23 protein-coding genes are annotated in these 25168 nt (G+C 61.2%); 16 read left to right on the forward strand and 7 right to left on the reverse strand.

Features of this window, described 5'->3' with window-relative positions; genetic code table 11:
* Positions 1–251: 251 nt before the first annotated feature.
* From V8689_RS25285 to V8689_RS25295, 3 genes are read left to right on the forward strand one after another with little or no spacing between them, the layout of a single operon-like run.
* Positions 252–989 (forward strand): TSUP family transporter, encoded by a 738-nt coding sequence (locus V8689_RS25285; protein WP_056791972.1) that lies wholly within the window; start codon positions 252–254, stop codon positions 987–989.
* A gap of 31 nt (positions 990–1020) precedes the next feature.
* Positions 1021–1455, forward strand: a complete 435-nt coding sequence (locus V8689_RS25290) for a hypothetical protein (protein ID WP_223816891.1) — start codon at positions 1021–1023, stop codon at positions 1453–1455.
* A complete protein-coding gene (locus V8689_RS25295; RefSeq protein ID WP_223816893.1) occupies positions 1353–1826 on the forward strand; it encodes a TauD/TfdA family dioxygenase in 474 nt (157 codons plus the stop codon). The genes V8689_RS25290 and V8689_RS25295 overlap by 103 nt, the downstream gene beginning before the upstream one ends.
* 85 nt (positions 1827–1911) lie before the next feature.
* Here V8689_RS25295 and hrpB read toward each other — a convergent pair whose 3' ends face one another.
* Entirely contained in the window at positions 1912–4422 is a 2511-nt protein-coding gene (hrpB, locus tag V8689_RS25300) for an ATP-dependent helicase HrpB (protein ID WP_056791970.1), read from the reverse strand.
* A gap of 253 nt (positions 4423–4675) precedes the next feature.
* Between hrpB and V8689_RS25305 the strand changes: the two genes are divergently transcribed.
* On the forward strand, positions 4676–5095 hold the full coding sequence (locus V8689_RS25305; RefSeq protein WP_003194410.1) for a hypothetical protein: 420 nt from the start codon (positions 4676–4678) through the stop codon (positions 5093–5095).
* A gap of 9 nt (positions 5096–5104) precedes the next feature.
* Positions 5105–5998, forward strand: coding sequence for a cation diffusion facilitator family transporter (locus V8689_RS25310; RefSeq protein WP_056791968.1), 894 nt, complete (start codon positions 5105–5107; stop codon positions 5996–5998).
* Here the strand turns inward: V8689_RS25310 and V8689_RS25315 are convergent.
* Complete coding sequence (locus V8689_RS25315; RefSeq protein ID WP_056791966.1) at positions 5995–6876, reverse strand: DUF6515 family protein; 882 nt, start codon at positions 6874–6876, stop codon at positions 5995–5997. The genes V8689_RS25310 and V8689_RS25315 overlap by 4 nt on opposite strands.
* Positions 6877–7303: 427 nt before the next feature.
* On the opposite strand from V8689_RS25315, the gene V8689_RS25320 reads away from it, so the two are divergent.
* Together V8689_RS25320 and V8689_RS25325 are read left to right on the forward strand one after the other, a co-directional pair.
* Positions 7304–7783: an Lrp/AsnC family transcriptional regulator gene (locus tag V8689_RS25320; protein ID WP_003194418.1), complete on the forward strand. Its 480-nt coding sequence runs from the start codon at positions 7304–7306 to the stop codon at positions 7781–7783.
* Between the two features lie 227 nt (positions 7784–8010).
* Complete coding sequence (locus V8689_RS25325; protein ID WP_016773053.1) at positions 8011–8220, forward strand: DUF2788 domain-containing protein; 210 nt, start codon at positions 8011–8013, stop codon at positions 8218–8220.
* Here V8689_RS25325 and V8689_RS25330 read toward each other — a convergent pair.
* The 4 genes from V8689_RS25330 to V8689_RS25345 all read right to left on the reverse strand — a co-directional run bounded on the left by V8689_RS25330 (position 8215) and on the right by V8689_RS25345 (position 14823).
* Positions 8215–8850: a pseudouridine synthase gene (locus V8689_RS25330; protein WP_056791964.1), complete on the reverse strand. Its 636-nt coding sequence runs from the start codon at positions 8848–8850 to the stop codon at positions 8215–8217. The genes V8689_RS25325 and V8689_RS25330 overlap by 6 nt on opposite strands.
* 71 nt (positions 8851–8921) lie before the next feature.
* The gene (amn, locus tag V8689_RS25335) at positions 8922–10394 is read right to left on the reverse strand and encodes an AMP nucleosidase (RefSeq protein WP_153475217.1); all 1473 of its coding nucleotides are present in this window, start codon (positions 10392–10394) and stop codon (positions 8922–8924) included.
* 182 nt (positions 10395–10576) lie between these two features.
* Complete coding sequence (locus V8689_RS25340; RefSeq protein ID WP_056791962.1) at positions 10577–12229, reverse strand: acyl-CoA dehydrogenase family protein; 1653 nt, start codon at positions 12227–12229, stop codon at positions 10577–10579.
* 197 nt (positions 12230–12426) lie between these two features.
* Positions 12427–14823 (reverse strand): hybrid sensor histidine kinase/response regulator, encoded by a 2397-nt coding sequence (locus tag V8689_RS25345; RefSeq protein WP_056791961.1) that lies wholly within the window; start codon positions 14821–14823, stop codon positions 12427–12429.
* Between the two features lie 275 nt (positions 14824–15098).
* On the opposite strand from V8689_RS25345, the gene V8689_RS25350 reads away from it, so the two are divergent.
* From V8689_RS25350 to V8689_RS25365, 4 genes are all read left to right on the forward strand, one after another.
* A complete protein-coding gene (locus V8689_RS25350; protein ID WP_056791959.1) occupies positions 15099–15896 on the forward strand; it encodes a hydroxymethylpyrimidine/phosphomethylpyrimidine kinase in 798 nt (265 codons plus the stop codon).
* Between the two features lie 30 nt (positions 15897–15926).
* Positions 15927–16556: a thiamine phosphate synthase gene (gene thiE, locus V8689_RS25355; RefSeq protein ID WP_056791957.1), complete on the forward strand. Its 630-nt coding sequence runs from the start codon at positions 15927–15929 to the stop codon at positions 16554–16556.
* Between the two features lie 11 nt (positions 16557–16567).
* Positions 16568–17851, forward strand: coding sequence for a glutamate-1-semialdehyde 2,1-aminomutase (gene hemL, locus V8689_RS25360; protein WP_056791955.1), 1284 nt, complete (start codon positions 16568–16570; stop codon positions 17849–17851).
* A gap of 225 nt (positions 17852–18076) precedes the next feature.
* Positions 18077–18631, forward strand: coding sequence for a tetratricopeptide repeat protein (locus tag V8689_RS25365; protein WP_003194434.1), 555 nt, complete (start codon positions 18077–18079; stop codon positions 18629–18631).
* A gap of 127 nt (positions 18632–18758) precedes the next feature.
* Here V8689_RS25365 and V8689_RS25370 read toward each other — a convergent pair whose 3' ends face one another.
* Positions 18759–19085, reverse strand: coding sequence for a DUF1820 family protein (locus V8689_RS25370; RefSeq protein WP_003236992.1), 327 nt, complete (start codon positions 19083–19085; stop codon positions 18759–18761).
* Positions 19086–19215: 130 nt separating this feature from the next.
* Here V8689_RS25370 and miaB point away from each other — a divergent pair, with 130 nt between their 5' ends.
* From miaB to lnt, 5 genes are all read left to right on the forward strand, one after another.
* On the forward strand, positions 19216–20544 hold the full coding sequence (miaB, locus tag V8689_RS25375) for a tRNA (N6-isopentenyl adenosine(37)-C2)-methylthiotransferase MiaB (protein WP_056791953.1): 1329 nt from the start codon (positions 19216–19218) through the stop codon (positions 20542–20544).
* A gap of 230 nt (positions 20545–20774) precedes the next feature.
* Positions 20775–21779, forward strand: a complete 1005-nt coding sequence (locus V8689_RS25380; RefSeq protein ID WP_056791951.1) for a PhoH family protein — start codon at positions 20775–20777, stop codon at positions 21777–21779.
* Positions 21772–22230, forward strand: coding sequence for an rRNA maturation RNase YbeY (gene ybeY, locus V8689_RS25385; protein WP_056791950.1), 459 nt, complete (start codon positions 21772–21774; stop codon positions 22228–22230). Before V8689_RS25380 ends, ybeY begins: the two co-directional genes overlap by 8 nt.
* 42 nt (positions 22231–22272) lie before the next feature.
* On the forward strand, positions 22273–23112 hold the full coding sequence (locus tag V8689_RS25390; protein ID WP_003194444.1) for an HlyC/CorC family transporter: 840 nt from the start codon (positions 22273–22275) through the stop codon (positions 23110–23112).
* An 8-nt stretch (positions 23113–23120) separates the two neighbouring features.
* Entirely contained in the window at positions 23121–24644 is a 1524-nt protein-coding gene (lnt, locus tag V8689_RS25395; RefSeq protein WP_056791948.1) for an apolipoprotein N-acyltransferase, read from the forward strand.
* Positions 24645–25168: the final 524 nt, after the last annotated feature.

A 25168-nucleotide genomic window follows, 5' to 3' on the forward strand; every position in this document is an offset into this window, starting at 1 on the left:
TGTTCTATCCCGTAAGTCATGGCGTAGCTTATGGCGTGATGCAGTTCTCATTACTTATTGCGGGAAGGTTACAAGTAACCACTCTCACGGCGGCCCTTTAATCACGCTTCAACACTCACTTCTACGCAAGATTAAAAGCGCCTGACTCTCAGCGCGCTCGCAGGCGATTGCGCCCGGCTTATTCACCCCGTGAGAAGCCAGCGCATCGATATATACGCTTTACGCTTTATAAAATGGGACAGGAATTAATAATGCTCGAACTTTCTAATGGTTTGTATCTATTGGTGGGCGTCAGTTTTATCACTTCATTCATGACGGCTGCCATTGGTGTGGGCGGCGGGATTGGACTGCTGGCGGTCATGCCTCAATTTATCCCTATCTCTGCGGTCGTACCGGTTCACGGTTTGATTCAAATGGTCAGCAACGCCAGTCGATTCGCGTTTGACTTCAAAAGTGCAAAAGTGGAAATCCTGCCCAAATACGTAATAGGTTGCCTGGTCGGCGCCTTCATCGGCTACTTCTTCATCGGCAAATTCCCCGAGCAATACTTATCACTGATTCTCGGCTTTTTCATTCTGGCCATCACGTGGACCAAGATCGTCGCGCGCCTGGGTTTTATATTTAAAAACTTTGCCCTGGTGGGCTTCTTTCAAACCTTCCTTTCGCTGTTCGTGGCCGTAACCGGTTTGATATCGCAGCCCATCCTGATGAAGATGAATATTAATAAAAACGAAGTCATTGTCACCCACGCCATGCAAATGAGCGTACTGCACGGGCTCAAGGTCGCCGCCTTTGTGATTGCAGGTTTTGCGTTCATGGATTACGCCAACCTGATCATCATCATGATTACCGCCTCCACATTGGGTTCTTACCTGGGCGGCTTTCTCAGAGACCGTATATCGCAGCGTGTCGGCGCAATGCTGTTAAAGGCAGGGGTGACGTTTTTTGGTTTGAAGATGATCTTCGATCATTTTTTCAACGGCCTATAAAAAGTTCTTCCAATAAAACAAGGAGCGTGAAATGAGCACACGTAAGTTTGATTTTTTTGAGACCAAAGAAATCTCGAGCTTTCTGAAAGAGCATGGCTATTGCATCATCAAACCTCGAGACCACTCTCTGAGAGCCTTTAGAGAGGCCGCAGGAAAGTTCGGGCTGATTCAGTTTCATACCAAGTCCGATGAACATGGTGTGGTGGGCGGTGGCGAACCGATCAACAAGGACTGGCAACGGTTCAAGGATGATTATCATGGTGAACTGTCGAGCGATTTTTTCCCGCATACCGATGGATCATTCTTGAATGGCATCGCCTACGTCGAGGGCACTGCGAAAAAATCACGCCCCCCAAGTTTGTCATTCTTCAGTGCGTTTCAAAGCCTGAATTTGGCGGCGACAACTTCCTGGTGGATGGGCAGAAAATCTACAACGACTTGCTTGCCAATAATACCGAGACGTTAAACATATTGATGACCAGCGGCAGTGTCACCTACTGCCGCGACGATTTGTTGTCCATCGATTGCGCCGTCTTCGAAAAGATCGACGACCAAAAGTTAAGAATTCGCTACCGGTACGACAGCACCGCTTTTATCCCCGAGTGGGCCAACGCTGCGTTCAAATACATCCAGACCCACTACTCCACCAACGAGCACTACATCACCCCTGTCAGCCTTGAACCGGGGGATATTCTGGTGATGGATAACCTGCGGGTCGCCCAGTCTGAAACAGCCGAACATTCGTTCATCGAGTACACCTGCGGCATCCACGCTCAATCGAGCCAGTCGTTGCTGAACGCGCATAAGCAATTCGATAGCGCACTTGAAGCGCTTTAAGTCCTTCAAGGCAACCTTCTTGCGGTGATTACACCCTTTCAGATAACCCCCCAGTCATCAAAAAAGACTGGGGAGTTACTTATACTCAAGGTTTTCTGGGTTTGATCCTGGCCGTCGCTTCGGCCACCAACGGATCATCCGGCCAGTAATGCTTGGGGTACCGCCCCTTCAAATCCTTCTTTACCTCGGCATAGGTACTGCGCCAGAAGTTCGCCAGGTCCTGCGTAACCTGCACCGGCCGCCGCGCCGGGGACAGCAGGTGCAGCTTCACGGCCAGGCGCCCGCCGGCAATGCGCGGGGTGTCTGCCAACCCGAACAATTCCTGCAAGCGCACCGCCAGGATCGGCGGCTGTTCGCTGTAGTCCAGGCGTACCGATGACCCTGAAGGCACTTTCACATGCTGCGGCGCCAGTTCTTCCAGGCGTTGGGGCAAGGGCCAGGGCAGCAGGTTGTGCAGGTAGCTGGAGATATCCAGGTTGGCGAAGTGGCTGAGGCGCGAGACCTTGCCCAGGTAAGGCATCAGCCAGTGTTCGAGGCTGACGAGCAGGGCCTTGTCGCTGAGGTCGGGCCACTCGCTGGTGTTGCCGGCATCCAATTGGCGCAGCAGCATCACACGGGCTTGCCATTGGCGCAGTTCCGGGGTCCAGGGCAGCAACTCCAGGCCTTTGCGGCGCACCAGGTTGACCAGCGCCTGGCTGCGGGCGGATTCGTCGAGGCCGGTCAGCGGTTCACGGCTGAGCACCAGTTCACCGACTTTGCGCTGGCGCTCGGCACGCAACACGCCTTCGCGCTCGTCCCAGTCGAGTTGGTCGACATTGCGCACTTGTTCGGCCAGCACGCTGTCGAACAGCGCCGGATCAAAATCCGCCGCCAGGTAGATGCGTTCTTCGCGCTGACCCTGGCGGCTGCCCAGGTCGGCGATCACCAGCCAGGGTTGTTTCATCAAGCTGTCGGCTTCGGCAAACAGCGCCGCTCGGCCATTGGCCAGGCGGTATTCAGCGCCACCGGGGCGGCGCTGCTGGGCGACGCGGTCCGGGTAGGCCAGTGCCAGTAAGGCGCCGAGCCAGCGCGGGTGGTCGGGGTTGTCCACCGGCTGGGCCGCCTTGCCGCGCAGGTAGCCCCGGTATTGCCGGGCCAGTTGCTTGGCGCGCTGCACGCCACCTTGGGTGCCTCGCGCACGTTCTTCGCCGGACATCAGCGCCAGGCGGCTGTGCAAATCGGCACCGCCGCCACGCAAGATGTCGCGCTCGCCTAACAGGGCTGCCACGTCACAGGCGGTGGCGGCGAGGCCCAGGTCCTGGCCACGCAATAACAAATGGGCGATACGCGGGTGAGCCGGTAACTCGGCCATTTTCTGACCATGGGCGGTGAGGTTTTCTTCGTCCAATGCACCGAGACGTTGCAACAGGTCCTGAGCCTGGGCATACGCGGCCGTGGGTGGCGCATCCAGCCACACCAACTGGCTGGGCGTCACGCCCCAACGGGCCAGTTGCAAGGCCAACCCTGCCAGGTCGGCGGCGAGGATTTCCGCGCTGCCATAAGCGGCCAGACCGTCGTGCTGGTCTTCGGACCACAACCGGTAACACACCCCCGGCTCCAACCGCCCTGCCCGGCCGGCGCGCTGGGTGGCGCTGGCGCGGGAGATGCGCTGGGTGTCGAGGCGGGTCATGCCGCTGCCGGGGTCGAAACGCGGCACCCGCGCCAGCCCAGCGTCGATCACCACGCGCACGCCGTTGATGGTCAGGCTGGTCTCGGCGATGTTGGTGGCCAGCACCACTTTGCGCTTGCCGGCCGGCGCCGGGTCGATGGCGGCGCGCTGAGCATTGAGATCCAGCTCGCCATGCAGGGGGCATAACAGCACATCAGGGCGATCACCCAGGGCGTCGGCCAATTGCTGGTTGACCCGGCGAATCTCCGCCTGCCCCGGCAAAAACACCAGCACGCTGCCGGTCTCGTCATGCAGAGCTTCGAGGACGGTTTGCACCACGCGCGGCTCGATAAACTCGCCGGCCTGGTAGGGTCGCCCCCAGCGCATCTGCACCGGGAACATGCGCCCTTCACTGCGCAGGATCGGCGCGTCATCCAGCAAGCCGGCCAGGCGTTCGCCTTCAAGGGTGGCGGACATCAGCAGGATTTTCAGCGGCTGCTCGTCGCGGAACAACTCGCGGCCGTTGAGGCTCAAGGCCAGCGCCAAGTCAGCATCGAGGCTGCGCTCGTGGAATTCGTCGAAGATCAGCAGGCCCACGCCATCCAGCGCCGGGTCGTCCTGCAAGCGGCGGGTGAGGATGCCTTCGGTGACCACCTCGATACGCGTAGTGGGGCCGACTTTGCTGTCCAGCCGAATGCGGTAGCCGACGGTTTCCCCGACCTTTTCACCCAGTTCACTGGCCAATCGCTCGGCAGCGGCACGGGCAGCCAGGCGCCGGGGTTCGAGCATCAGGATGGTTTGCCCGGCAAGCCACGGCTCATGCAACAAGGCCAACGGCACGCGGGTGGTTTTACCGGCGCCTGGAGGCGCTTCCAGCACGGCTTCATGGCGATGCGCCAAGGCGTCACGCAGGGCGGGTAAAACATCATCGATCGGCAACGAATTCATACTGGCTCCAAAGCAGAGCGGCGAGTATAACGGCGAACTGCCGGATGCCGATGCGGGTCTCAAAAACACCCACGCTTTGGGCTGTGAATGCAGTCGAAGGTGGGAGCTGGCTTGCCTGCGATAGCGGTGTGACAGTTGCCGCTGTATTCCCTGAACCGACGCCTTCGCAGGCAAGCCAGCTCCCACATTGGTTCATCGGCGTCTGGCCGATCTGGCTTATAGTCACCCTTAAATATGTTCAGGAGACTTTTTCATGCGTATCGCTTCCCGTGTCATCGGCGGTGTCCTCGCCGTTACCCTGCTGAGCCAACTCACCGCCTGTGGGTCGATTTTCTACCCCGACCGCCGTGGCCAGATCGACGGCAAGATCGACCCGACCATCGCGGTACTCGATGCCCTCGGCCTGCTGTTCTATGTGATCCCCGGCCTGATCGCCTTCGGTGTCGACTTCGCCACAGGCGCCATTTACTTCGAACCGGGCAAGACCGCCCAGGTCGCCCCCGAGAAACTCCACGAAGCCATCGGCGCCGACGGCACGGTCGATAACGCCAAGCTGCAAAGCATCATCCAGAAAGAAACCGGCCGCACCTTGCCGCTGGACGACCCACGCCTGATCCAGTTCAAGGGCAGCGTGCAGCAACTGGCGGCCCTGGGCCTGCAACCTGCCGCTTAAGGACTGCCCATGACCAGCAGCCCCGAACACGCCAGGCTCTTGCGCCTGGCCACCCGCGCCTCGGTGGGCGTGGCCTGTGTGCTGATTGTGACCAAGGCCATCGCCTGGTGGCTCAGCGGCTCGGTGAGCATGCTCGCCGGGTTGACCGACTCACTGCTCGACGGCGTGACGTCGCTGCTAAATTTGCTGGCAGTGCATTACGCACTGCGCCCAGCCGATGACGATCACCGCTATGGGCATGGCAAGGCGGAGTCGCTGGCGGGGATGGCGCAGGCCTTGTTTATCGCCGGCAGTGCGGTGCTGATTGCGCTCCAGGCCTATGAACGGCTCAAGCATCCGGAGCCGGTCGGGGCACCGTGGTTGAGTATCGGCGTAATTATTTTGTCCCTGGCGCTGACCGTGGCCCTGCTGATGCTGCAACACCGCGTGGTGCGCGAAACCGGCTCCAACGCGGTGCGTGCCGACTCGCTGCACTACCGTTCAGACTTGCTGCTCAATGGCAGCATCCTGATTGCGCTGGTGTTGGCTGGGGTGGGCTTTCATCAGGTCGACGCCTGGTTCGGCCTGGGAATCGCCGCCTACATTCTGTGGAGCGCGATCCAGATCGCCCGGGAAAGCTTTGCGGTGCTGATGGATGAAGAGTTACCGCCGGACGTCAGCCAGCACATGCTGGAACTGGCCCGTGGCGTGCCCGGCGTGCTGGGTGCCCACGACTTGCGCACGCGGGTTTCCGGTAATCACTGGTTTGTGCAATTACATCTGGAATTGCCGGGTGAATTGACCCTGTCGGTGGCCCACGGCATCAGCGACCAGGCCGCCGATGCCATTCACCGGGAATACCCGAAAGCCGAAGTGCTGGTGCACGCCGACCCACGGGAAGTGGTCACCGGCAACAAGGCCTAGTACTGCACCTGATACCCGCGACTGCCCAGGCAATTGCCCTGGGCCTGACGGTAGGTTTGCACCACCGCAGGGTCTGGGGCGTAAGTCACGGTGCGCGGGTCGAAGCCACTTTGCTGCACCGCCCAGCGATAACAGTCGTAGCCGTCCTGCTGGACCTGGGCGGGCGATTGGCCGTTGGCCGGGTAAGCCACCACGTCATAACCGTTGCCTTGAGGCGCCGGCGGGGGTGATGGCACCTGCGCCGGCGGTTGTACCACCACGTATTGCTGGGTGCTTTGCTCGTAGGCGTAATAGGCGCCTGCGGCGAGGAACAACAGCGAGCCGCCTACCCACACTTCACGGGCGTAGTCCGGCAGGTAATGCACGCGAATGCCATAGGGCGGCGTCACCACTACGTAGCGAGGGCCTTGGGGCCGGTACCAGTAGCCTCCCGAGTAGAAGTAATCCTGGCCACGGTACGGCACGCGGTAATTACGTTCGGGGAAGCGGTCGATGACATAACCGGGGCGATGCTGCGGGCCTGGGCCCCAGCCATTGCCATGACCGTCGGGGCGACCTGGCCAGCGGTTATCGTTGGGATGGTCATTGCCCGCACGCGGCCCAGGGCCACCGGCCTCCCAATGCCGGTTGTCATCGGGACGTCTGGGAATATCACGGTAATAACCCTGGCGCGGCTCCTGGGTCTGGCGCACGGTATCGGGCCGGCCCTGGATCGGCAGGTTATGCTCAGGCCGCGGCCCACCTTCGGGGCCCCGCTCATGCTGCCCCTGCGGCCCATGCCCCGGGCCCGGTGAGTTATCGCGTTCGTCGGCCATCGCCTGGGAGCCGACGCTGACCACCAGCAAACCAACACCTGCCATACGCCAGATGCGCTTCATGCTTTTCCTCACTGCGGATTTGGGCTTGATCATGAGACTGGAAAAGCCTCGCCCGGTTCTGAGACAGGTTATCAGTCACGAGAACTATTTTCTGAAGGCAAAACGCGCACAAAGAAAAAGGGGTGACCCGTCGGCCACCCCTTGAGAATTTCGTCCTGGCTCAACGCTTTTGACGTTGGCTCACCTCACGCCGTCTTGTGGACAGTGTGCAGCCTGGAGGCCGGCTCAACCCTGCTGGGGCGGCGGCCGCAACGGGCCTGATTGGGCGCGTTGCTGTGGACTGTTGTCCAGGCGGTGATTCTGTTGGTAATCATAGGCGTGCCGGGCGGGCAGAGGATTGCGAAGATTGCGTCAATAAACAGTGCTTGCGCAATTTTTAACCCTTCATGGATAATTCACCGCAATAGTTACGACAAAGGCCAACCCAATGAGCAAGCTTGACCGATACGACCTGAGTATTCTGGCGGAATTGCAGCGCGACGCGAGGATCTCCAACCAGGAGCTGGCCGAACGCATCGGCCTGTCGCCTTCGCCCTGCTCACGCCGGGTCAAGCAGTTGGAAGACGACGGCTACATCGCCCGCCAGGTCGCCCTGCTCGACCGCAAGATGCTCGGCCTGAGCCTTACCGCTTATGTATTGATCGGCATGGACCGACACACGCCAGAGCGCTTCGAGAATTTCGAAGCCGCCATCCGCACCCTGCCGCAAGTGCTGGAGTGCAGTTTGGTGACCGGCATGGATGCGGACTATCAGTTGAAGGTGGTGGTGCCAGACATGGACCATTATCAGAAACTGCTGCTGGGCCACCTGACCCGTATTGAAGGCGTGACCAGCGTGCGTTCCAGCTTTGTGCTCAATCAGGTGCTCAACAGCACCGAACTGCCCCTGACCCACCTGCGCACCTGAGAACAACGATGTTCAACTGTAGGAGCGAGCTTGCTCGCGAAAAACTCACAGACGCTGCGTTCATTCAGGAGGCACGCGTTATCGTTAACGTTTTTCGCGAGCAAGCTCGCTCCTACAATGGCACCAAGCCCCCCACAGTTTGACCGTGCAGGACTCAGGTCAATGTTGCGTCTAGGATGCTGCCGTATACTGCTCGCTTGTCTTGTCGGAAGAGCCCCATGAACAACATCGATCCCGCCCTGTTTGAAGAATGGATGATGACTGGCCTGGTCAGCATCCTGATCATTTTCATGGGCTTTATCGTCTGGGACCTGGCGAAGAAATCCAAGGCCGGGCGCTTTGGTTCATTCATCCTGTTTTTCGTGCTGGGCCTGGGCGTGGCCGCGTTCATCATCAAGAGCGTGGTGATCGGCCTGATCGAATCCGGGGCGTTATAAGCGCGCCGGCACCGCCTTCCACTGGCCTTGATCCAGGCCGTCGATCGACCACTCACCAATACGCACGCGCACCAGGCGCAGTGTCGGCAAGCCCACCGCCGCGGTCATGCGCCGTACCTGGCGGTTACGCCCTTCGCGAATCACCAGTTCCAGCCAGTGGGTGGGCACGCTTTTACGAAAACGTACCGGCGGATTGCGCGGCCATAATGCCGGTTCATCCAGTTGCCGCGCTTCGGCCGGCAAGGTCATGCCGTCGTTGAGCTCCACGCCGTCACGCAGGCGTTGCAGCTGTTCTTCGGTCGGCTCGCCTTCTACCTGCACCCAGTAGGTTTTCGCCAGCTTGTGCTTGGGGTCGGCAATCCGCGCTTGTAGCTGACCATCGTTGGTCAACAGCAGCAGGCCCTCGCTGTCACGGTCCAGGCGCCCTGCCGGGTAAATGCCGGGGATATCAATAAAATCCTTGAGCGTCGCACGCCCGCCTTCGTCACTGAACTGGGTCAGCACGTCGAAAGGTTTATTGAACAGGATCAGCTTCGGCTCGGCCGGTGGCGCCTTGGCAACGCGGCGAGCGGCAGAGTACGGAGGTTTCACGCCAGGGCGACGTGAATCGGGACGAGTGGGACGGGACATGGCAAAGGAACATCTAACGGTCAGGACCGACAATGCTAGTGGCCTGACCGCTAAATGACCATCCCAACCGCTTAGCGGAACGGCGGCTCGTCGAAGCTGCGCAGTTTACGCGAGTGCAACGAGTTGAGTTCGGTGCGCAACAGGTCGACCGCCTCGATGCCGATCTTCAAGTGCTGGCTGACAGCACGCTCATAGAACGCGTTGGCCGAACCCGGCAGCTTGATCTCGCTGTGCAAGGGTTTGTCCGATACGCACAACAAGGTGCCGTAAGGCACGCGCAAACGGTACCCCTGGGCGGCGATGGTGCCGCTTTCCATGTCCACGGCGACGGCGCGGGACAGGTTGATCAGCGGGCGTTCCTGGGCCCAGCGCAGCTCCCAGTTACGGTCGTCGTAGGTCAGCACGGTGCCGGTGCGCAGGCGTTTTTTCAGCTCTTCGCCTTTTTCGCCAGTGACCTTGGCCGCCGCCTGCTGAAGCGCCAACTGCACCTCGGCCAGGGCCGGAATCGGGATGTTCGGCGGTACCACGCGGTCGAGAATCCCGTCGCGGCGCATATAGGCGTGGGCCAGTACGTAGTCGCCGATGGTCTGGGATTGGCGCAGGCCGCCGCAGTGGCCGATCATCAGCCAGCAATGCGGGCGTAATACGGCCAGGTGGTCGGTGATGTTCTTGGCGTTGGACGGGCCCACGCCGATGTTCACCAGGGTCACGCCGTGGCCGTCAGTGGCCTGCAGGTGATACGCCGGCATCTGGTAGCGGTGCCACACCACGCCGGCGGCAATGGCCGAGGCTTCGCCGTGGTCCATGCTCTTGTCGATCACCACGTTGCCGGGCAATACCATGCGGATAAATCGCGGGTCACTGCGCAGTTGCTCCAGGCCATGCAGGATGAACTGGTCCACGTAGCGGTGGTAGTTGGTCAGCAGGATCCACGGCTGCACATGGCGCCAGTCGCTGCCGGTGTAATGCACCAGGCGACGCAGGGAAAAGTCCACGCGGGCGGCATCGAACAGGGCCAGGGGCAGTGGGTCGGTGTTTTCCCAGTCGTACAGGCCATCGGCAATGCCATCGGTGGCGGCGGACAGGTCGGTACTGGGGAAGACGCGGGCCAGGGTCGCGGCGGTGACGCCGGAGCCGGCCAGTTCATCGCCCTGCTCCACCACATAGGGGTACGGGATGTTCTGCTGGCTGACGCCCACTTCCACCGTCACGGTGAAGTCGTGCATCAGCGGCACCAGTTGCTCCAGCAGGTACTTACGGAACGCGGCCGGGTGGGTCACGGTGACGCTGTAGGTACCCGGCAGTTGCACCTTGGCATACGCCCGAGTGGTTTGTGGGACTTCACCGTGGCAGTGGTAGGTCAGGCGCAGTTCCGGGTAGCGAAACAATGCGCGCTGCGCGGCGTCGGGCTCGACGCGGTCCTTGAGGTATTGCTTGAGCGCCTGGTTGAGCGCGCCAGTGGCACGCTCATGCAGCGCCGCCAGCCGGTCCACGGCTTCTTCGGCGGTTTTAACGACAACAAAAGCTTCGGTCACGGTAAGCATCCTGTGTTCTGACTTGCAGACCTTTATCTTGCCTGTATCCAGGCCTCACCGAAACACCGGAAGTGGAATGCGTTGATAGGTGGGAGCTGGCTTGCCTGCGATAGCGGTCGATCAGCTACATAATTGCTGGCTGGACCACCGCTATCGCAGGCAAGCCAGCTCCCACAGTTGATTGTGTTTATTCAGAGGGATTGCGGGGTTGAGCGGGCGACAATCGCTTCCACGTCGACGCCACGCGGCAAGGTGCCGTATACCCTCCCCGACGCCTCACCCAACCGGCTGGCGATAAACCCATCGCTCACCGCCGCATTACCCGCCTCCAGCAACAACTTGGCCTGCAACGCCAGGGCGATGTCCTCGGTCAGTTGTCGCGCCCGATACTGGATGTCCTGGGTGTCCATGAACGCCGCCTTCAACTGCTCGATATGCCGCGCCAACTGCTTGTGGCCGTGGCCATCGCCCAGTTCGACAAACAGCACCTCAAGCACACCGGGCTCTTTGGACAGTGCACGCAATACGTCCAGGCACTGCACATTGCCGGAACCTTCCCACGTCGAATTCACCGGTGCCTCACGGTAAAGGCGCGGCAGGATGCTGTCCTCCACATACCCGGCACCGCCCATGCACTCGGCAGCTTCATTGATCATCGCGGGCGCGCGCTTGCAGATCCAATATTTGCCCACGGCCGTGACCAGCCGGGCGAACTTGGCTTCATGTTCATCATCAAGATGATCCAGGGCGCGCCCCATGCGCAGGCTCAAGGCCAGCGCCGCTTCGCTTTCCAGGGCCAGGTCGGCCAGCACGTTCTGCATCAGCGGCTGCTCGCTGAGCACGCGACCACCCACCTGGCGGTGGGCGCAGTGATGGCTGGCCTGGCTCAGCGCCTGGCGCATCAAGGCGCTGGAGCCGACCATGCAATCGAAGCGGGTCATGGCGACCATTTCGATGATGGTGGGAACACCGCGGCCTTCTTCACCGACCATCCACGCCAGGGCGCCGCGAAATTCCACTTCGCTGGAGGCGTTGGAGCAGTTGCCGAGTTTGTTCTTCAAGCGCTGGATGTAGAACTCGTTGCGCGTGTCATCCGGGCGGTGCCGGGGCAGCAGGAAACAGGTCAGGCCCTTGTCGGTCTGGGCCAGGGTCAGAAAGCCATCGCACATCGGCGCCGAGCAGAACCACTTATGCCCCACCAGCTCGTAGGCTTGGCCGGAGCCGCCCGCGCCCACGGGGTAAGCGCGGGTGGTGTTGGCGCGCACGTCGGTGCCGCCCTGCTTCTCGGTCATGGCCATGCCGATAGTGGCGCCGGCCTTGTGGGCGATACCGACATTGCGCGGGTCGTACTCGGTATTGAGGATTTTCGGCAGCCAGAGGTCCGCCAGTTCCGGTTGCAGGCGCAGGGCTGGGACGCAGGCGAAGGTCATGGTCAGCGGGCAACCGCTGCCGGCTTCGGCCTGGCTGTGCAGGTAGGTCATCGCCGCACGCGCCACATGGGCGCCAGCCTGCGGATGGGCCCACGGCAACGACGGCAGGCCATGTTCGACGGCGGTGCGCATCAGTTCGTGATAAGCCGGGTGAAACTCCACCAGGTCGATGCGATGGCCATAACGGTCATGGCTGCTGAACACCGGCTTGTTCTGGTTGGCCAGGAACCCGGCTGCCATCAACGGCCCACCCGCCAGCGCGCCGTAGGCATCCATGCGCGACTCGGCCCAGCCGGCGCCAAAGCGGCGCGACCATTCCTGCAAAGGCACGTCGATGCGATACAGGTTGGTGCCGTCCAGGGACGGTGGCTGGTTGGTGACGTCGTGGGTTTCGGCAAACTGATGCAGGTTCATGACGGGCCTCCTGGAAAAAAGGCCGTATCGATTTCAGGCTGCCTGTAGGAGCGAGCTTGCTCGCGAAAAACCTGAGAGCAACGCGCTAACCCAGGAGAGGCGCGTTAGCGTTGAGGTTCTTCGCGAGCAAGCTCGCTCCTACAAAAAAACACAGATCGATTGAGGCCGGTTTTTTCAGTTAAGCACTGCCACTGCGCTTAAAAAAGTGGCATACGCGCCGAATGTTCGGCGCTTTCACCCTCATCCGCGCACAGCACGCTGCGCTCAAGCGCCGCCTGCAAGGCATCGAAACGCACCGGCTTGGCCAGCCGATCCGTCATGCCAATGCCATGGCAGCGCTCACGCTCCGGCCCAGTGGGCGAAGCGCTCAGGGCGATCACCGGCAATTCACCGCAGCCAGGTAACGCGCGAATCTGACAGCACAACGAGAAACCACCCTCTGGCACATCCAGCAGCACCGCGTCGAAGCTGTGCCCTTGCAATGCAGCGAGGGCTGCCGGGCCGCTGTCCACGGTTTTGACCCGGTAACCCAGCTTGAGCAACATGCCACGCACCGCCAGTTGGCCCACGCTGTTGTCGTCCACCAGCAGCACCGTGCATTCCTGAGGCGCACGCTGTGCAGGCAGCGTTTGCGTGGCGGGCGTCACCTGCTGCGGCACCGAGACGTCCACCTCCAACTGGAAGCGGCTACCTTTACGGGGTTCCGAATGGTGGGTCAGACGCCCGCCCAGCAGTTCGATCAACTGCCGGCAGATCGCCAGGCCAATGCCCAGGCCGCCGTATTCGCGCGTCATCGAGCCATCGAGCTGGAAGAAACGCTGATACAGCGTGGCTTCATCGAGAAAGGCAAAGCCGATACCGGTGTCGGTGACGATAAAGCTCAGGTGCAAGGCGCCATCCCCTTGTGGCACGCCCACCACCCGCAAGCGCACCGCGCCGACGTGGGTGAATTTGAAGGCGTTATCGAGCAGGCAATCCAGGCACTGGAGCAGTTTGTCGGCATCGCCGATCAGCCGATCCGGCACCTCATCGGCCACATCAATGGAAAACGCCAGGCCCTTGCTCTGGGCGCTGCCGGTGAACTGCTGGCGCAAGGTATCGAGCGTGCCGCGCAGGCTGAACACTTGCGGCTGGGCCACCAGGCGACCGGCCTGCAATTCGGTGAGGGTGAGGATCCCGTTGACCATACGCATCATGTCCCGCGCCGAGCCCGCGGCGGTTTGCTGGTACTGCGTCATGTCATCGTCCAATGACACGGTTTGCATCAGCTCCAACGAGCCGATCACACCGTTCATCGGCGTGCGCAGTTCGTGGGTCAGGGTGGCGAGAAATTCGTCTTTGAGCCGGTTGCTGCGGGCCAGTTGCTGGTTGAGCGCTTCGAGTTTCTGGCTGGCATCGAGCAGAATCTGTGCCTGTTGTTCGCGCATGCCGTTGATGCGGTCGGCCAGGGCCAGGGACAACAGCGCCACTTCAATGGCCGAGCCGAGCTGGCTGGCGTACATGGTCAGGAACACGTTAGGCAGGTAACCCAGCACCATCAGGGTATTGACCACCCCGCCGAGCAGAAAGGCCGACCAGGCGATGATGAAATAACGCGCCATGCGCTGACCGCAATACCAGGCCTTGATGGCCGCCACGAAGATGGTCACGGTAAACACCAGCGCCAGCGCAGTGGCCAGGCGCAGGGCCACGGCGTAACTGGTCAACAGCGCCAGCGCCATCACCACCCCACCACAGGCCGCCAGCGCCAGCAGAATACGGTTGAGCCAGCGGCTGTGCTGCGCGGTGTGCAGGAAGCTGCGCGCAAACAGGCTGCCGAACAAGGCCGCCGAGCCGATCAGGAAGGGCACCGCGGCATTCGCCCACCACGGGTTGTTCGGCCAGAAGTATTCCACCGCCACACCATTGACCGACAGCTGATACAAGCCGAACGAGGCGATATAGAGGATGTAATACAGGTAGCTGGTGTCGCGCACGCTCAGGTAGATGAACAGGTTGTAGATCAGCATGCCCAGCAACACACCGTAGATGGCGCCGAGCACGTACAAGCGCAGCGGCTGCTCCTCCATGTAGGCGGTGCCGGCCCATAATGTCAGCGGTGCCTGGATCGAGCCTTGGCTTTGCAAGCGCAGGTAGACGGTTTGTTGCTGGTCGGGCAAGAAGCTGAGCTTGAACAGGTAGTTGCTCTGGCTCACCTCTCGGCTGGAAAACGGCAACGCGCTGCCGGTTCGGGCGGTGAGGCGGTAATTCCCGGTGCCGTCGTCCTGGTAAAGGTCCAGGCGATTGAGCGGCGGGTAGGCCAGTTCCAGAAACCAGCTGCGTGGTGCGCGGGGATCTGTGGCGGTGTAGTGCAGGTTGACCTTCAGCCAGAACACCGAGCGTGAATAGCCGGCATTGAGGGTGTCTTTGTCATGGGTCTTGAACTGTGCGGCATAGGCGGGGGAGCTGACATCGGCGATGGTCAGAGCATCGGTTGGGTCTTCGAGCACTTGCATGACCCGGCCCAACGGGAGGCTTCGCGTGTTCTGGTTGAACTCGACGGCGCTGGCGAGCATCGGCAGCCCGCACAATAAAAAAATCAGCAAATAGCGCATAGAGCCCCAGCGTAGCCTGGTCCGGTTGTGTCAAAAGCCCCCCATTCCTTTTGAGAAGACGTACACCGGCGATACAGTAAGTTGTTTGGATGCACTTTAGCATAGCCAGTAAAAGCCATTAGCCACCGCTGGAACTTTTTTTAGGACAGCTCTAGGGCAATACTTTCAGCTCATTTCAGTGCAGCGCGCAGCCACGGCAAGTCGCGCCGCAGCGGCAAACTTCTGCCATCGCCATACAGCCACGCAAAAAGCGTTTGGTGGTAAGCTCGCGCACCATGAATATCTACTGCTCTCGCCCCGTTGTCCTCTGTCTCTCCGGCCACGACCCCAGTGGTGGCGCCGGCCTGCAGGCAGATATCGAAGCCCTGCTCGCCCAGGGCTGCCACGCGGCCCCGGCCGTCACCGCGTTGACCGTGCAAAACACCGTCAATGTCAGTGACTTCCGCGTGCTTGACCGTGAGTGGGTACTGGCCCAGGCCAATGCCGTGCTCGGCGACTCTGAAGTTGCGGCGGTCAAGCTGGGCATGCTCGGCTCCACCGCGATGGTCGACACCGTGATCGAACTGCTGCAGGCACACCCGCATTTGCCGGTGGTCTGCGACCCGGTGCTGCGCGCCGGCGGCGGCGGTAGCCTGGGCAAGGACGAGGTCGGTTATGCGATGCGCGAGCGGCTGCTGCCCTTGTCATTGATCGCCACCCCCAACCTGCCCGAAGCGCGGATCCTCGCGGAACTGCCCGACGGCAGCGCCGACGACTGCGCCGAGAGGCTGCTGCCGTACATCAAGCACCTGCTGATCACCGGTGGCCATGGCGATGAGCACGAAGTGCACAACCGCCTGTACAGCCGCGACGGCACGCGCCAGACCTTTACCTGCCAACGCTTGCCCGGCAGTTATCACGGCTCGGGTTGCACCTTGGCCAGTGCGCTGGCCGGGCGCATTGCCCAGGGCGAAGGTTTGGCCAGTGCCGTACAAACGGCCCTCAACTACACGTGGCGTACCCTGCGAGATGCCGAACAACTCGGCCAGGGCCAGTTCGTGCCGCGCCGATTGCCGCTGGATTTCTGCTCGTAACTTATCGCTCGTCAGCAAGGGGTTTGCCCGATGAAACTACGCGGCCTTTACGCCATTACCGACAGCCAGCTGTTGGCCGGCAAATTCCTCGCCTACGTCGAGGCGGCGCTGGACGGTGGCGTCACCCTGTTGCAGTACCGCGACAAAAGCAGCGACGAGGCACGCCGCCTGCGTGAAGCCGAAAAGCTGCATGAGCTGTGCTCGCGCTACAAGACTCAATTGATCATCAACGACGATGCCGAACTGGCCGCGCGCCTGGGCGTCGGCGTGCACCTGGGCCAGACCGACGGCCCGCTGACCCCGGCCCGTGCGCTGCTCGGTTCTAAGGCGATCATTGGTGCCACCTGCCACAGCCAGATCGAACTGGCCGAACAGGCCGCCAAAGAGGGTGCCAGCTATGTCGCCTTCGGCCGCTTCTTCAATTCCACGACCAAACCCGGCGCACCCGCCGCCACCGTTGACATGCTGGCCCAGGCCCGCAAGCGCCTGCACCTGCCGATCTGCGTGATCGGCGGCGTCACCCTGGAAAACGCCGAGCCGCTGGTGGCCCACGGGGCCGACCTGCTCGCCGTGGTCCATGGCCTGTTCGGTGCCGACAGCACCCAGGAAGTCACCCGCCGCGCCCGTGCGTTCAACGACCTTCTTAAACCTTCAGTTTAGAGACCCCGATCATGTCCCGTTCCGAAACCCTGTTTGCCAACGCCCAGAAACACATCCCCGGCGGTGTGAACTCCCCCGTGCGTGCGTTCAAAAGCGTGGGCGGCACGCCGTTGTTCTTCAAGCATGCCGAAGGCGCCTACGTCACCGATGAAGACGACAAGCGCTATGTCGACTACGTCGGCTCCTGGGGCCCGATGATCCTCGGCCACAGCCATCCGGACGTGCTCGACGCGGTGCGCCAGCAACTGCAGCACGGCTTGTCCTACGGCGCCCCGACCGCGATGGAAACCGAGATGGCCGACCTGGTCTGCTCGATCGTGCCGTCGATGGAGATGGTGCGCATGGTCAGCTCCGGCACCGAAGCCACCATGAGCGCGATCCGCCTGGCCCGTGGTTTTACCGGCCGCGACAACATCATCAAGTTCGAAGGCTGCTACCACGGCCACTCCGACAGCCTGCTGGTAAAAGCCGGCTCCGGCGCGCTGACCCAAGGCGTACCCAATTCCGCTGGCGTACCTGCGGCGTTCGCCAAGCACACACTGACCCTGCCGTTCAACGACATCGCCGCCGTCGAGCAGATGCTCAGCGAAGTCGGCCAGGACGTGGCGTGCATCATCGTCGAGCCGGTCGCCGGCAACATGAACTGCGTGCCACCGGCCCCGGGTTTCCTTGAGGGCCTGCGCGAGCAGTGCGACAAGCATGGCGTGGTGCTGATTTTTGACGAAGTGATGACCGGTTTCCGGGTCGCCCTCGGTGGCGCCCAGGCTCACTACGGCGTCACGCCTGACCTGAGCACCTTCGGCAAGATCATCGGCGGCGGCATGCCGGTTGGCTGCTTCGGCGGCAAGCGCGAAATCATGCAACACATCGCCCCGCTCGGCCCGGTCTACCAGGCAGGCACCTTGTCGGGTAACCCGCTGGCAATGGCCGCCGGCCTGACCACCCTGCGCCTGATCAGCCGCCCGGGCTTCCACGCCGAGCTGACCGACTACACCACGCGCATGCTCGACGGCCTGCAACAGCGCGCCGACGCCGCCGGCATCCCGTTCGTGACCACCCAGGCCGGTGGCATGTTCGGCCTGTACTTCAGCGGCGCCGACGATATCGTCACCTTCGATGACGTGATGGGCAGCGATGCCGAGCTGTTCAAGCGCTTCTTCCACCTGATGCTCGAAGGCGGCGTGTACCTGGCACCGAGCGCCTTTGAAGCTGGCTTCACTTCGATCGCCCATGGCGAAGCCGAACTGAAATTGACCCTGGATGCTGCCGAGCGCGCCTTCGCGGCCCTGAAATAAGTGACGGCAACCTCTGACGTTGCCCCTGGCAGCGTCAGATTTGCTACTTTGCTTACAGACAATTCCTGGTTTTTTCGAGAATTGCCCTGCAATCCGGCAGATAACTTGCCCAAGCAGCAGAAAAACGAGTAAAGACTTTGTAAGCAGAGGCCTGCTTATTTCATAATGCGCGCTTATTGGACTCCCTCGAGGGTCCCGCGCCCCGTCAGAGGTAAGTCGATTCCCATGAAACGCACCGGCCGCACCCTGGTTCTGGGCTGCCTGTTGCTCCTTCAACCGCTACTGGCACATGCCCAGGCCGGCGGCAACTCGTTGTTAATCCCAGCGATGGGTCGTTGCACCCTCAATACCCAGCCAGACAGCCAGGCCGAAGCCCTGAGCGCGTGCCAGAAACAGGCCGAGGACGGGGATGCGCAGGCGCAATACGAGTTGGGCGAGTACTACCACGACAGCAAGAACCCGGCCGTTGATCTCAACAAAGCGTTGAGCTACTTCGAGAAAGCCTCGTTGCAGGGCCACGCCCAGGCGCAGTACCAGTTGGGCAACATGTTCTTCAAAGGCGAAGGCGTGCCGGCCAACAACGTCCAGGCGTACATCGTGCTGAAAATGGCCGCGGTCAACGGCGCCGAAGACGCACTGGACACCGCCGACGAAGTTGCCGAGCACATGCAGCGCGATGAACTGGAAGTGGCGACCCAGGTGCTGGGGCAGATTTTCCGCAACTATCTGCAAGAACTGCAGAGTGCTGATGGGCGTTCGCCGTTTTCACCCCTTCCCTGATTCTTGGTAGACCTTACATCGCTATCGCAGGCAAGCCAGCTCCCACAGTTGACTGCATTTCAACATGGAAACGCGGTCGAATGTGGGAGCTGGCTTGCCTGCGATAGGCACCACTCGGTCTAAAGCCCTACTTCTCAGGCATCGGCATCGGAAACGGCATCACATTGCTCACGCCCCGAGCCTCACTGATCTTCGGCGTCCCCAGGCGCTCGACTTCATCGATGCGCACAATCGAATGCATCGGCACAAAGCTGCGCACCACGCCTTCGAACTGGGCCTTGAGCTTTTCTTCGCCCGGATCGACCACCAATTGGGTGCGCTCGCCAAAGACGAACTCTTCCACCTCCAGGAAGCCCCACAGATCACTTTGATAGATCTGCTTGGCGTACATTTCGAACACCTGGCCCTGGTTAAGGAAAATCACCTTATAGATTGGAGCTTCACGTTTGGTCATGGTGGGCGAACAACACATGGGGATATAAAAGAGGGCGCGAACTATAGCATGGCACCCGATGCACAGCGCTAGGAACCAATGGGCATGCCCCCTATAATGCGCGGTTCTTTACCACCAGTTGACGATTCCCATGGCCAAGAAGCTTTACATCGAAACCCACGGTTGCCAGATGAACGAGTACGACAGCTCGCGCATGGTCGACTTGCTGGGCGAACACCAGGCCCTGGAAGTCACTGCCCGCGCCGAAGATGCTGACGTAATCCTGCTCAATACCTGCTCGATCCGCGAGCGGGCCCAGGACCGTGTGTACTCGCAGCTGGGCCGCTGGCGTGAATTGAAACTGGCCAACCCGGACATGGTGATCGCCGTCGGCGGTTGCGTGGCCAGCCAGGAAGGCGCCGCGATCCGCGAGCGCGCGCCCTATGTCGACGTGGTGTTCGGCCCGCAGACCCTGCACCGCCTGCCGGAAATGATCGACGCCGCACGCGTCACCAAGCTGCCGCAGGTCGACGTGTCGTTCCCCGAAATCGAAAAATTCGACCATTTGCCCGAACCACGCATCGATGGGCCGAGCGCCTATGTGTCGGTGATGGAAGGTTGCAGCAAGTACTGCACCTTCTGCGTGGTGCCTTACACCCGTGGCGAAGAAGTCAGCCGGCCGTTTGACGATGTGCTGGCGGAAATCATCCACCTGGCCGAAAACGGCGTGCGCGAAGTCACCCTGCTGGGCCAGAACGTCAACGGTTACCGTGGCCTGACCGATGACGGCCGCCTGGCCGACTTGGCAGAATTGATCCGCGTGGTCGCCGCCGTCGACGGCATCGAGCGCATCCGCTACACCACCTCGCACCCGCTGGAGTTCTCCGACAGCCTGATCCAGGCCCACGCCGAAGTGCCAGAGCTGGTCAAGCACCTGCACTTGCCGGTGCAATCGGGTTCGGACCGCATTTTGTCGGCGATGAAGCGCAACCACACCGCGCTGGAATACAAATCCAAGCTGCGCAAACTGCGCGCCGCCGTGCCGGGCATTTGCATCAGCTCGGACTTTATCGTCGGCTTCCCGGGCGAAACCGAGAAAGACTTCCAGCAGACCATGAAGCTGATCGAAGACGTCGGTTTCGACTTTTCCTACTCGTTCGTCTACAGCCAGCGCCCGGGCACCCCGGCTGCCGACCTGCTGGATGAAACCCCGGAAGCGTTGAAAAAAGAGCGTTTGAACGCGCTGCAACATCGCCTCAATCAACAGGGCTTTGAAATCAGCCGACAAATGGTCGGTTCGATCCAGCGCATTCTGGTCACCGATTATTCGAAGAAAGACCCGGGTGAATTGCAGGGGCGCACCGAGAACAACCGGATCGTCAACTTCCGCTGCGATAATCCTACGCTGATCGGCCAGTTTGCCGATGTGCACATTGATGCGGCGCAGCCACACTCGTTGCGTGGCTCGTTGATCAACTGATCTCGCTGACCGGATGAAGATCAAAATGTGGGAGCTGGCTTGCCTGCGATAGCGATGTATCAGTGCCCAATGTGCCAACTGACCCACCGCTATCGCAGGCAAGCCAGCTCCCACAGGGGTTCTTCAGGGTTATCGAGAGTGGGGCCAGGCTATTTAAGTGCTTTCGCACACCAGCGCCTGGCGTTATTCTCTCTCTCACCTCATCAGCCAAAGGGCGGCTAAAAGCAACCTTGAACGCACCCATAGCAGAACCCCATCGTTTTATCCTCGAGCCTTTTGAGGCTCGCCGTTTCGCCAACCTGTGCGGACAGTTCGACGAGCACCTGCGCTTGATCGAACAACGCCTGAGCATCGAGATCCGCAACCGCGGCAATCAGTTCGAGCTCATTGGTGAACCCCAACTCACCACGTCTGCAGAAAACCTGCTGCGCCGCCTCTACCGTGAAACCAAGGGTAGCGAGCTGTCGCCGGAGACCGTGCACCTGTACTTGCAGGAATCGGCTGTGGAAGACCTGGCCAACAACCCGGTGGCCGAAGCCAGCGTGGCCTTGCGCACCAAAAAAGGCATGATTCGCCCACGCGGCTTGAATCAGCAGAAGTACGTCAAGGAAATCCTCGGCAACGACATCAACTTCGGCATCGGCCCGGCCGGTACCGGCAAGACCTACCTGGCGGTGGCCTGTGCCGTCGACGCCCTGGAGCGCGAGCAAGTGCGGCGCATCCTGCTGGTGCGCCCCGCGGTCGAGGCCGGCGAAAAGCTCGGGTTCCTGCCCGGCGACCTGGCCCAGAAGATCGACCCGTACCTGCGCCCGCTCTACGACGCGCTGTACGAGATGCTCGGCTTTGAATACGTGGCCAAGCTGATCGAGCGCCAGGTGATCGAGATCGCCCCGCTGGCCTACATGCGTGGCCGTACGCTCAACAACAGCTTCATCATTCTCGACGAAAGCCAGAACACCACCGTCGAGCAGATGAAGATGTTCCTCACCCGTATCGGTTTCGGCTCCACTGCCGTGATCACGGGCGACATCACCCAGGTCGACCTGCCCAAGGGCACCAAGTCGGGCCTGGGCCAGGTGATCGAGGTACTCAAGGACGTGCCGGGTATCAGCTTCACGCACTTCATGCCCAAGGACGTGGTGCGCCACCCGCTGGTGCAGCGCATTGTCGAAGCCTATGAGCGTTTCGAACACCGCGACGACGCGCCCGCCAAGGACGCTCGCCACGATGCTTGAGCTAGACCTGCAGCTGGCCACCGACGCGCCCGCCCCCAGCGAAGCCCAGTTCCGCCACTGGTGTGAACTGGCCTTGCGCCAGCGCACCGCCGACTCGGAGCTGACCATTCGTCTGGTGGACGAGGCCGAAGGCCGTGAGCTGAACCACACCTGGCGCCAGAAAGACTACGCCACCAACGTGCTGTCCTTCCCCGCCGACGTACCCGACGAATTGCTGGATATCCCGTTGCTGGGCGACCTGGTGATCTGCGTCGCGGTGGTCGAGCGAGAAGCGGCCGAACAAGGCAAGGAACTTGAGGCCCATTGGGCCCATCTAGTCATCCACGGCTGCTTGCATCTCTTGGGTTACGACCATATAGACGATGACGAAGCCGAGGAAATGGAAGCACTGGAACGAACGTTGCTTGCAGAACTGGGTCACCGCGACCCGTACGCAGACGACGAAAGCTGATCAACACTCAACTGTCATATCAAAGGATTTAGAGTAATCGCTATGAGCGAAGACCGATCGAGCAACGGGCAGAAGTCATGGCTGGGTAAACTGACCCAGGCTTTTGCCCACGAGCCGAAAAACCGCCAGGAGCTCTTGGAGCTGCTGCGCGATGCACACCAGAACAAATTGCTGGACAGCGAAGCGCTGGCCATCGTCGAAGGCGCCATCCAGGTGGCTGACCTGCAAGTACGTGACATCATGGTCCCGCGCTCGCAGATGATCAGCATCAAGGCGACCCAGACCCCACGGGAATTCCTCCCGGCCGTGATCGATTCTGCGCACTCGCGCTACCCGGTGATCGGTGAAAGCCATGACGACGTCATGGGTGTCCTGCTGGCCAAGGACCTGCTGCCGTTGATCCTCAAGGAGAATGGCGACAGCTTCAACATCAAGGACCTGCTGCGCCCGGCCACCTTCGTGCCCGAGTCCAAGCGCCTGAATGTGCTGCTGCGCGAGTTCCGCGCCAACCACAATCACATGGCCATTGTGATTGACGAATACGGCGGCGTGGCCGGCCTGGTCACCATCGAGGACGTGCTGGAGCAGATCGTCGGCGACATCGAAGACGAGCACGACGTCGAAGAAGACAGCTACATCAAGCCGCTGCCCAGCGGTGATTTCCTGATCAAGGCGCTGACGCCCATCGAGAACTTCAACGAGTTTTTCGACAGCGAGTTCTCGGACGATGAATTCGACACCGTCGGCGGCCTGGTGATGAGTGCGTTCGGGCACCTGCCCAAGCGCAATGAAACCACCGAGATCGGTGCGTATCGCTTCCGCATCCTCAATGCCGATAGCCGTCGTATCCACTTGATTCGCCTGACACCTATTGCCCGCTAAGGACTGACATGCGCCGTCTCACCTCGCCCGGCTGGCCCGGTAATTTGCTGGCCGTGGTGGCCGGCGCCATCACTACCCTGGCGCTGGCGCCGTTCGATATCTGGCCGTTGGCGCTGGTAGCGGTCGGCCTGTTCTATATCGGCCTGCGGGAACTCTCGCCCCGCCAGGCTCTGGGCCGTGGCTGGTGTTTCGGCTTCGGCCTGTTTGGCGCCGGTACCAGTTGGATCTACTACAGCATCCACCACTTCGGCGGCGCTTCGGTGCTGCTGGCGGGGTTCCTGATGCTGTTGTTCACCGCCGCCATCGCCTGGTTCTTCGCCCTGCCCGCCTGGCTGTGGGCGCGCTGGTTGCGCCGTAACGAAGCACCGCTGGCGGACGCATTGACGTTCGCCGCGTTGTGGGTGGGCCAGGAAGCCTTTCGGGGCTGGTTCCTCACCGGTTTCCCGTGGTTGTACTCCGGTTACAGTCAACTCGACGGGCCATTGACCGGCCTCGCGCCATTGGGTGGGATGTGGCTGATTTCCTTCGCCCTGGCACTCACCGCCGCATTGCTGTGCAACCTGCCGCGCCTGCTGGCGAGCAAGCGCAATGCCTTCATCGGCGCAGGCCTGTTATTGCTGGTTGCGCCTTGGGCGATTGGCCTGGCGCTCAAGCATCACGCCTGGACGTCGCCGTCTGGCGCGCCGCTGAGCGTGGCCGCGATCCAGGGCAACGTCGAGCAAAGCATGAAGTGGGACCCGGACCAGCTCAATGCACAGTTGGCGCTGTACCGCGACATGAGCCTGAGCTCCAAGCGCGTCGACCTGCTTGTGTGGCCGGAAACCGCCGTGCCGGTGCTCAAGGAGTCCGTCGAGGGCTACCTGGGCATGATGGGCAAGTTTGCCGCCGACCGGGACAGTGCGCTGATCACCGGGGTACCGATTCGCCAGGAAGTGCACCACCAGAAGCGCTACTTCAACGGCATCACCGTGGTCGGCGAAGGCGACGGCACCTACCTCAAGCAAAAACTGGTGCCATTTGGCGAGTACGTGCCGCTGCAGGACATGCTGCGTGGGCTGATTGCCTTTTTCGACCTACCCATGTCGGACTTCGCCCGCGGCCCTTCTGACCAGGCCATGCTGCAGGCCAAGGGTTATCAGATTGCGCCGTTCATTTGCTATGAAGTGGTGTACCCCGAATTCGCCGCCGGCCTGTCGGCCCAGAGCGACCTGCTGCTGACCATCAGCAACGACACCTGGTTCGGCCGCTCCATCGGCCCGCTGCAGCACCTGCAAATGGCGCAGATGCGTGCATTGGAGGCTGGCCGCTGGATGATCCGCGCCACCAACAACGGCGTGACCGGGCTGATCAACCCCTTTGGGCAGATCACCGCGCAGATCCCGCAGTTCGAGCGTGGCATTCTCTATGGGGAGGTGGTGCCGATGCATAACCTCACGCCGTACCTGCAATGGCGCTCGTGGCCGTTGATCATTGTGTGCCTGGTATTGTTTGGCTGGGCTCTGCTGGCCGCACGTATGTCCAAAACGCTCTGACCTGTGGGAGCTGGCTTGCCTGCGATGGCGATAGGTATCTGCACAACTGTGCAGTTCGCCGCAGCCGCCGGTAACCACGATGCGAAGCGAGCCGCTCTTGATCTGCTTTTGATCTTAGGCGCCCCGTTAAACCACGCTGGCCGAACGCAGGCTTGAATTCGTGGGTAACCCGGCAGGACGCCGGGTTAGCCGCCCCGCGCCATGGATGGCGCGTGGCGGCGGCCCACGGATTCAAGCCTGTGTTCGGGCACACCGAGCCTAAGCGAGGTGCCGAGTGGTGGGGCAAGAGCGTTTTGCTTACTTTTGCGCTTTTCAAAAGTGAGCCGCTGTCAGAGCGGAACCCTAAGTGGCCGTTACCGCAGGAATGGATATGTACCCGGTCCAACTGTGCTGACTTTCAGGCCGTCTTCGCAGGCAAGCCAGCTCCCACATTTGGACAGCGGCGCGTCAGTTAGAACAGCGCTGGCTGTCAGCTCGTCACGGGAGCAAGCTCCCTCGCCACAGGTTCAGCGCCGCACCAGAAT

Origin of the sequence: Pseudomonas sp. AK181, from assembly GCF_051122975.1 — a bacterium.
GTDB lineage: Bacteria > Pseudomonadota > Gammaproteobacteria > Pseudomonadales > Pseudomonadaceae > Aquipseudomonas > Aquipseudomonas lactis.

What these genes read in the sequence shown, in the direction of transcription:
- V8689_RS25285 (WP_056791972.1), top strand. Translation starts at nt 252, where the DNA reads ATGCTCGAACTTTCTAATGGTTTGTATCTATTGGTGGGCGTCAGTTTT.
- V8689_RS25290 (WP_223816891.1), top strand. Translation starts at nt 1,021, where the DNA reads ATGAGCACACGTAAGTTTGATTTTTTTGAGACCAAAGAAATCTCGAGC.
- hrpB (WP_056791970.1), bottom strand. Translation starts at nt 4,422, where the DNA reads ATGAATTCGTTGCCGATCGATGATGTTTTACCCGCCCTGCGTGACGCC.
- V8689_RS25305 (WP_003194410.1), top strand. Translation starts at nt 4,676, where the DNA reads ATGCGTATCGCTTCCCGTGTCATCGGCGGTGTCCTCGCCGTTACCCTG.
- V8689_RS25310 (WP_056791968.1), top strand. Translation starts at nt 5,105, where the DNA reads ATGACCAGCAGCCCCGAACACGCCAGGCTCTTGCGCCTGGCCACCCGC.
- V8689_RS25315 (WP_056791966.1), bottom strand. Translation starts at nt 6,876, where the DNA reads ATGAAGCGCATCTGGCGTATGGCAGGTGTTGGTTTGCTGGTGGTCAGC.
- V8689_RS25320 (WP_003194418.1), top strand. Translation starts at nt 7,304, where the DNA reads ATGAGCAAGCTTGACCGATACGACCTGAGTATTCTGGCGGAATTGCAG.
- V8689_RS25330 (WP_056791964.1), bottom strand. Translation starts at nt 8,850, where the DNA reads ATGTCCCGTCCCACTCGTCCCGATTCACGTCGCCCTGGCGTGAAACCT.
- amn (WP_153475217.1), bottom strand. Translation starts at nt 10,394, where the DNA reads ATGCTTACCGTGACCGAAGCTTTTGTTGTCGTTAAAACCGCCGAAGAA.
- V8689_RS25340 (WP_056791962.1), bottom strand. Translation starts at nt 12,229, where the DNA reads ATGAACCTGCATCAGTTTGCCGAAACCCACGACGTCACCAACCAGCCA.
- V8689_RS25345 (WP_056791961.1), bottom strand. Translation starts at nt 14,823, where the DNA reads ATGCGCTATTTGCTGATTTTTTTATTGTGCGGGCTGCCGATGCTCGCC.
- V8689_RS25350 (WP_056791959.1), top strand. Translation starts at nt 15,099, where the DNA reads ATGAATATCTACTGCTCTCGCCCCGTTGTCCTCTGTCTCTCCGGCCAC.
- thiE (WP_056791957.1), top strand. Translation starts at nt 15,927, where the DNA reads ATGAAACTACGCGGCCTTTACGCCATTACCGACAGCCAGCTGTTGGCC.
- hemL (WP_056791955.1), top strand. Translation starts at nt 16,568, where the DNA reads ATGTCCCGTTCCGAAACCCTGTTTGCCAACGCCCAGAAACACATCCCC.
- V8689_RS25365 (WP_003194434.1), top strand. Translation starts at nt 18,077, where the DNA reads ATGAAACGCACCGGCCGCACCCTGGTTCTGGGCTGCCTGTTGCTCCTT.
- V8689_RS25370 (WP_003236992.1), bottom strand. Translation starts at nt 19,085, where the DNA reads ATGACCAAACGTGAAGCTCCAATCTATAAGGTGATTTTCCTTAACCAG.
- miaB (WP_056791953.1), top strand. Translation starts at nt 19,216, where the DNA reads ATGGCCAAGAAGCTTTACATCGAAACCCACGGTTGCCAGATGAACGAG.
- ybeY (WP_056791950.1), top strand. Translation starts at nt 21,772, where the DNA reads ATGCTTGAGCTAGACCTGCAGCTGGCCACCGACGCGCCCGCCCCCAGC.
- V8689_RS25390 (WP_003194444.1), top strand. Translation starts at nt 22,273, where the DNA reads ATGAGCGAAGACCGATCGAGCAACGGGCAGAAGTCATGGCTGGGTAAA.
- lnt (WP_056791948.1), top strand. Translation starts at nt 23,121, where the DNA reads ATGCGCCGTCTCACCTCGCCCGGCTGGCCCGGTAATTTGCTGGCCGTG.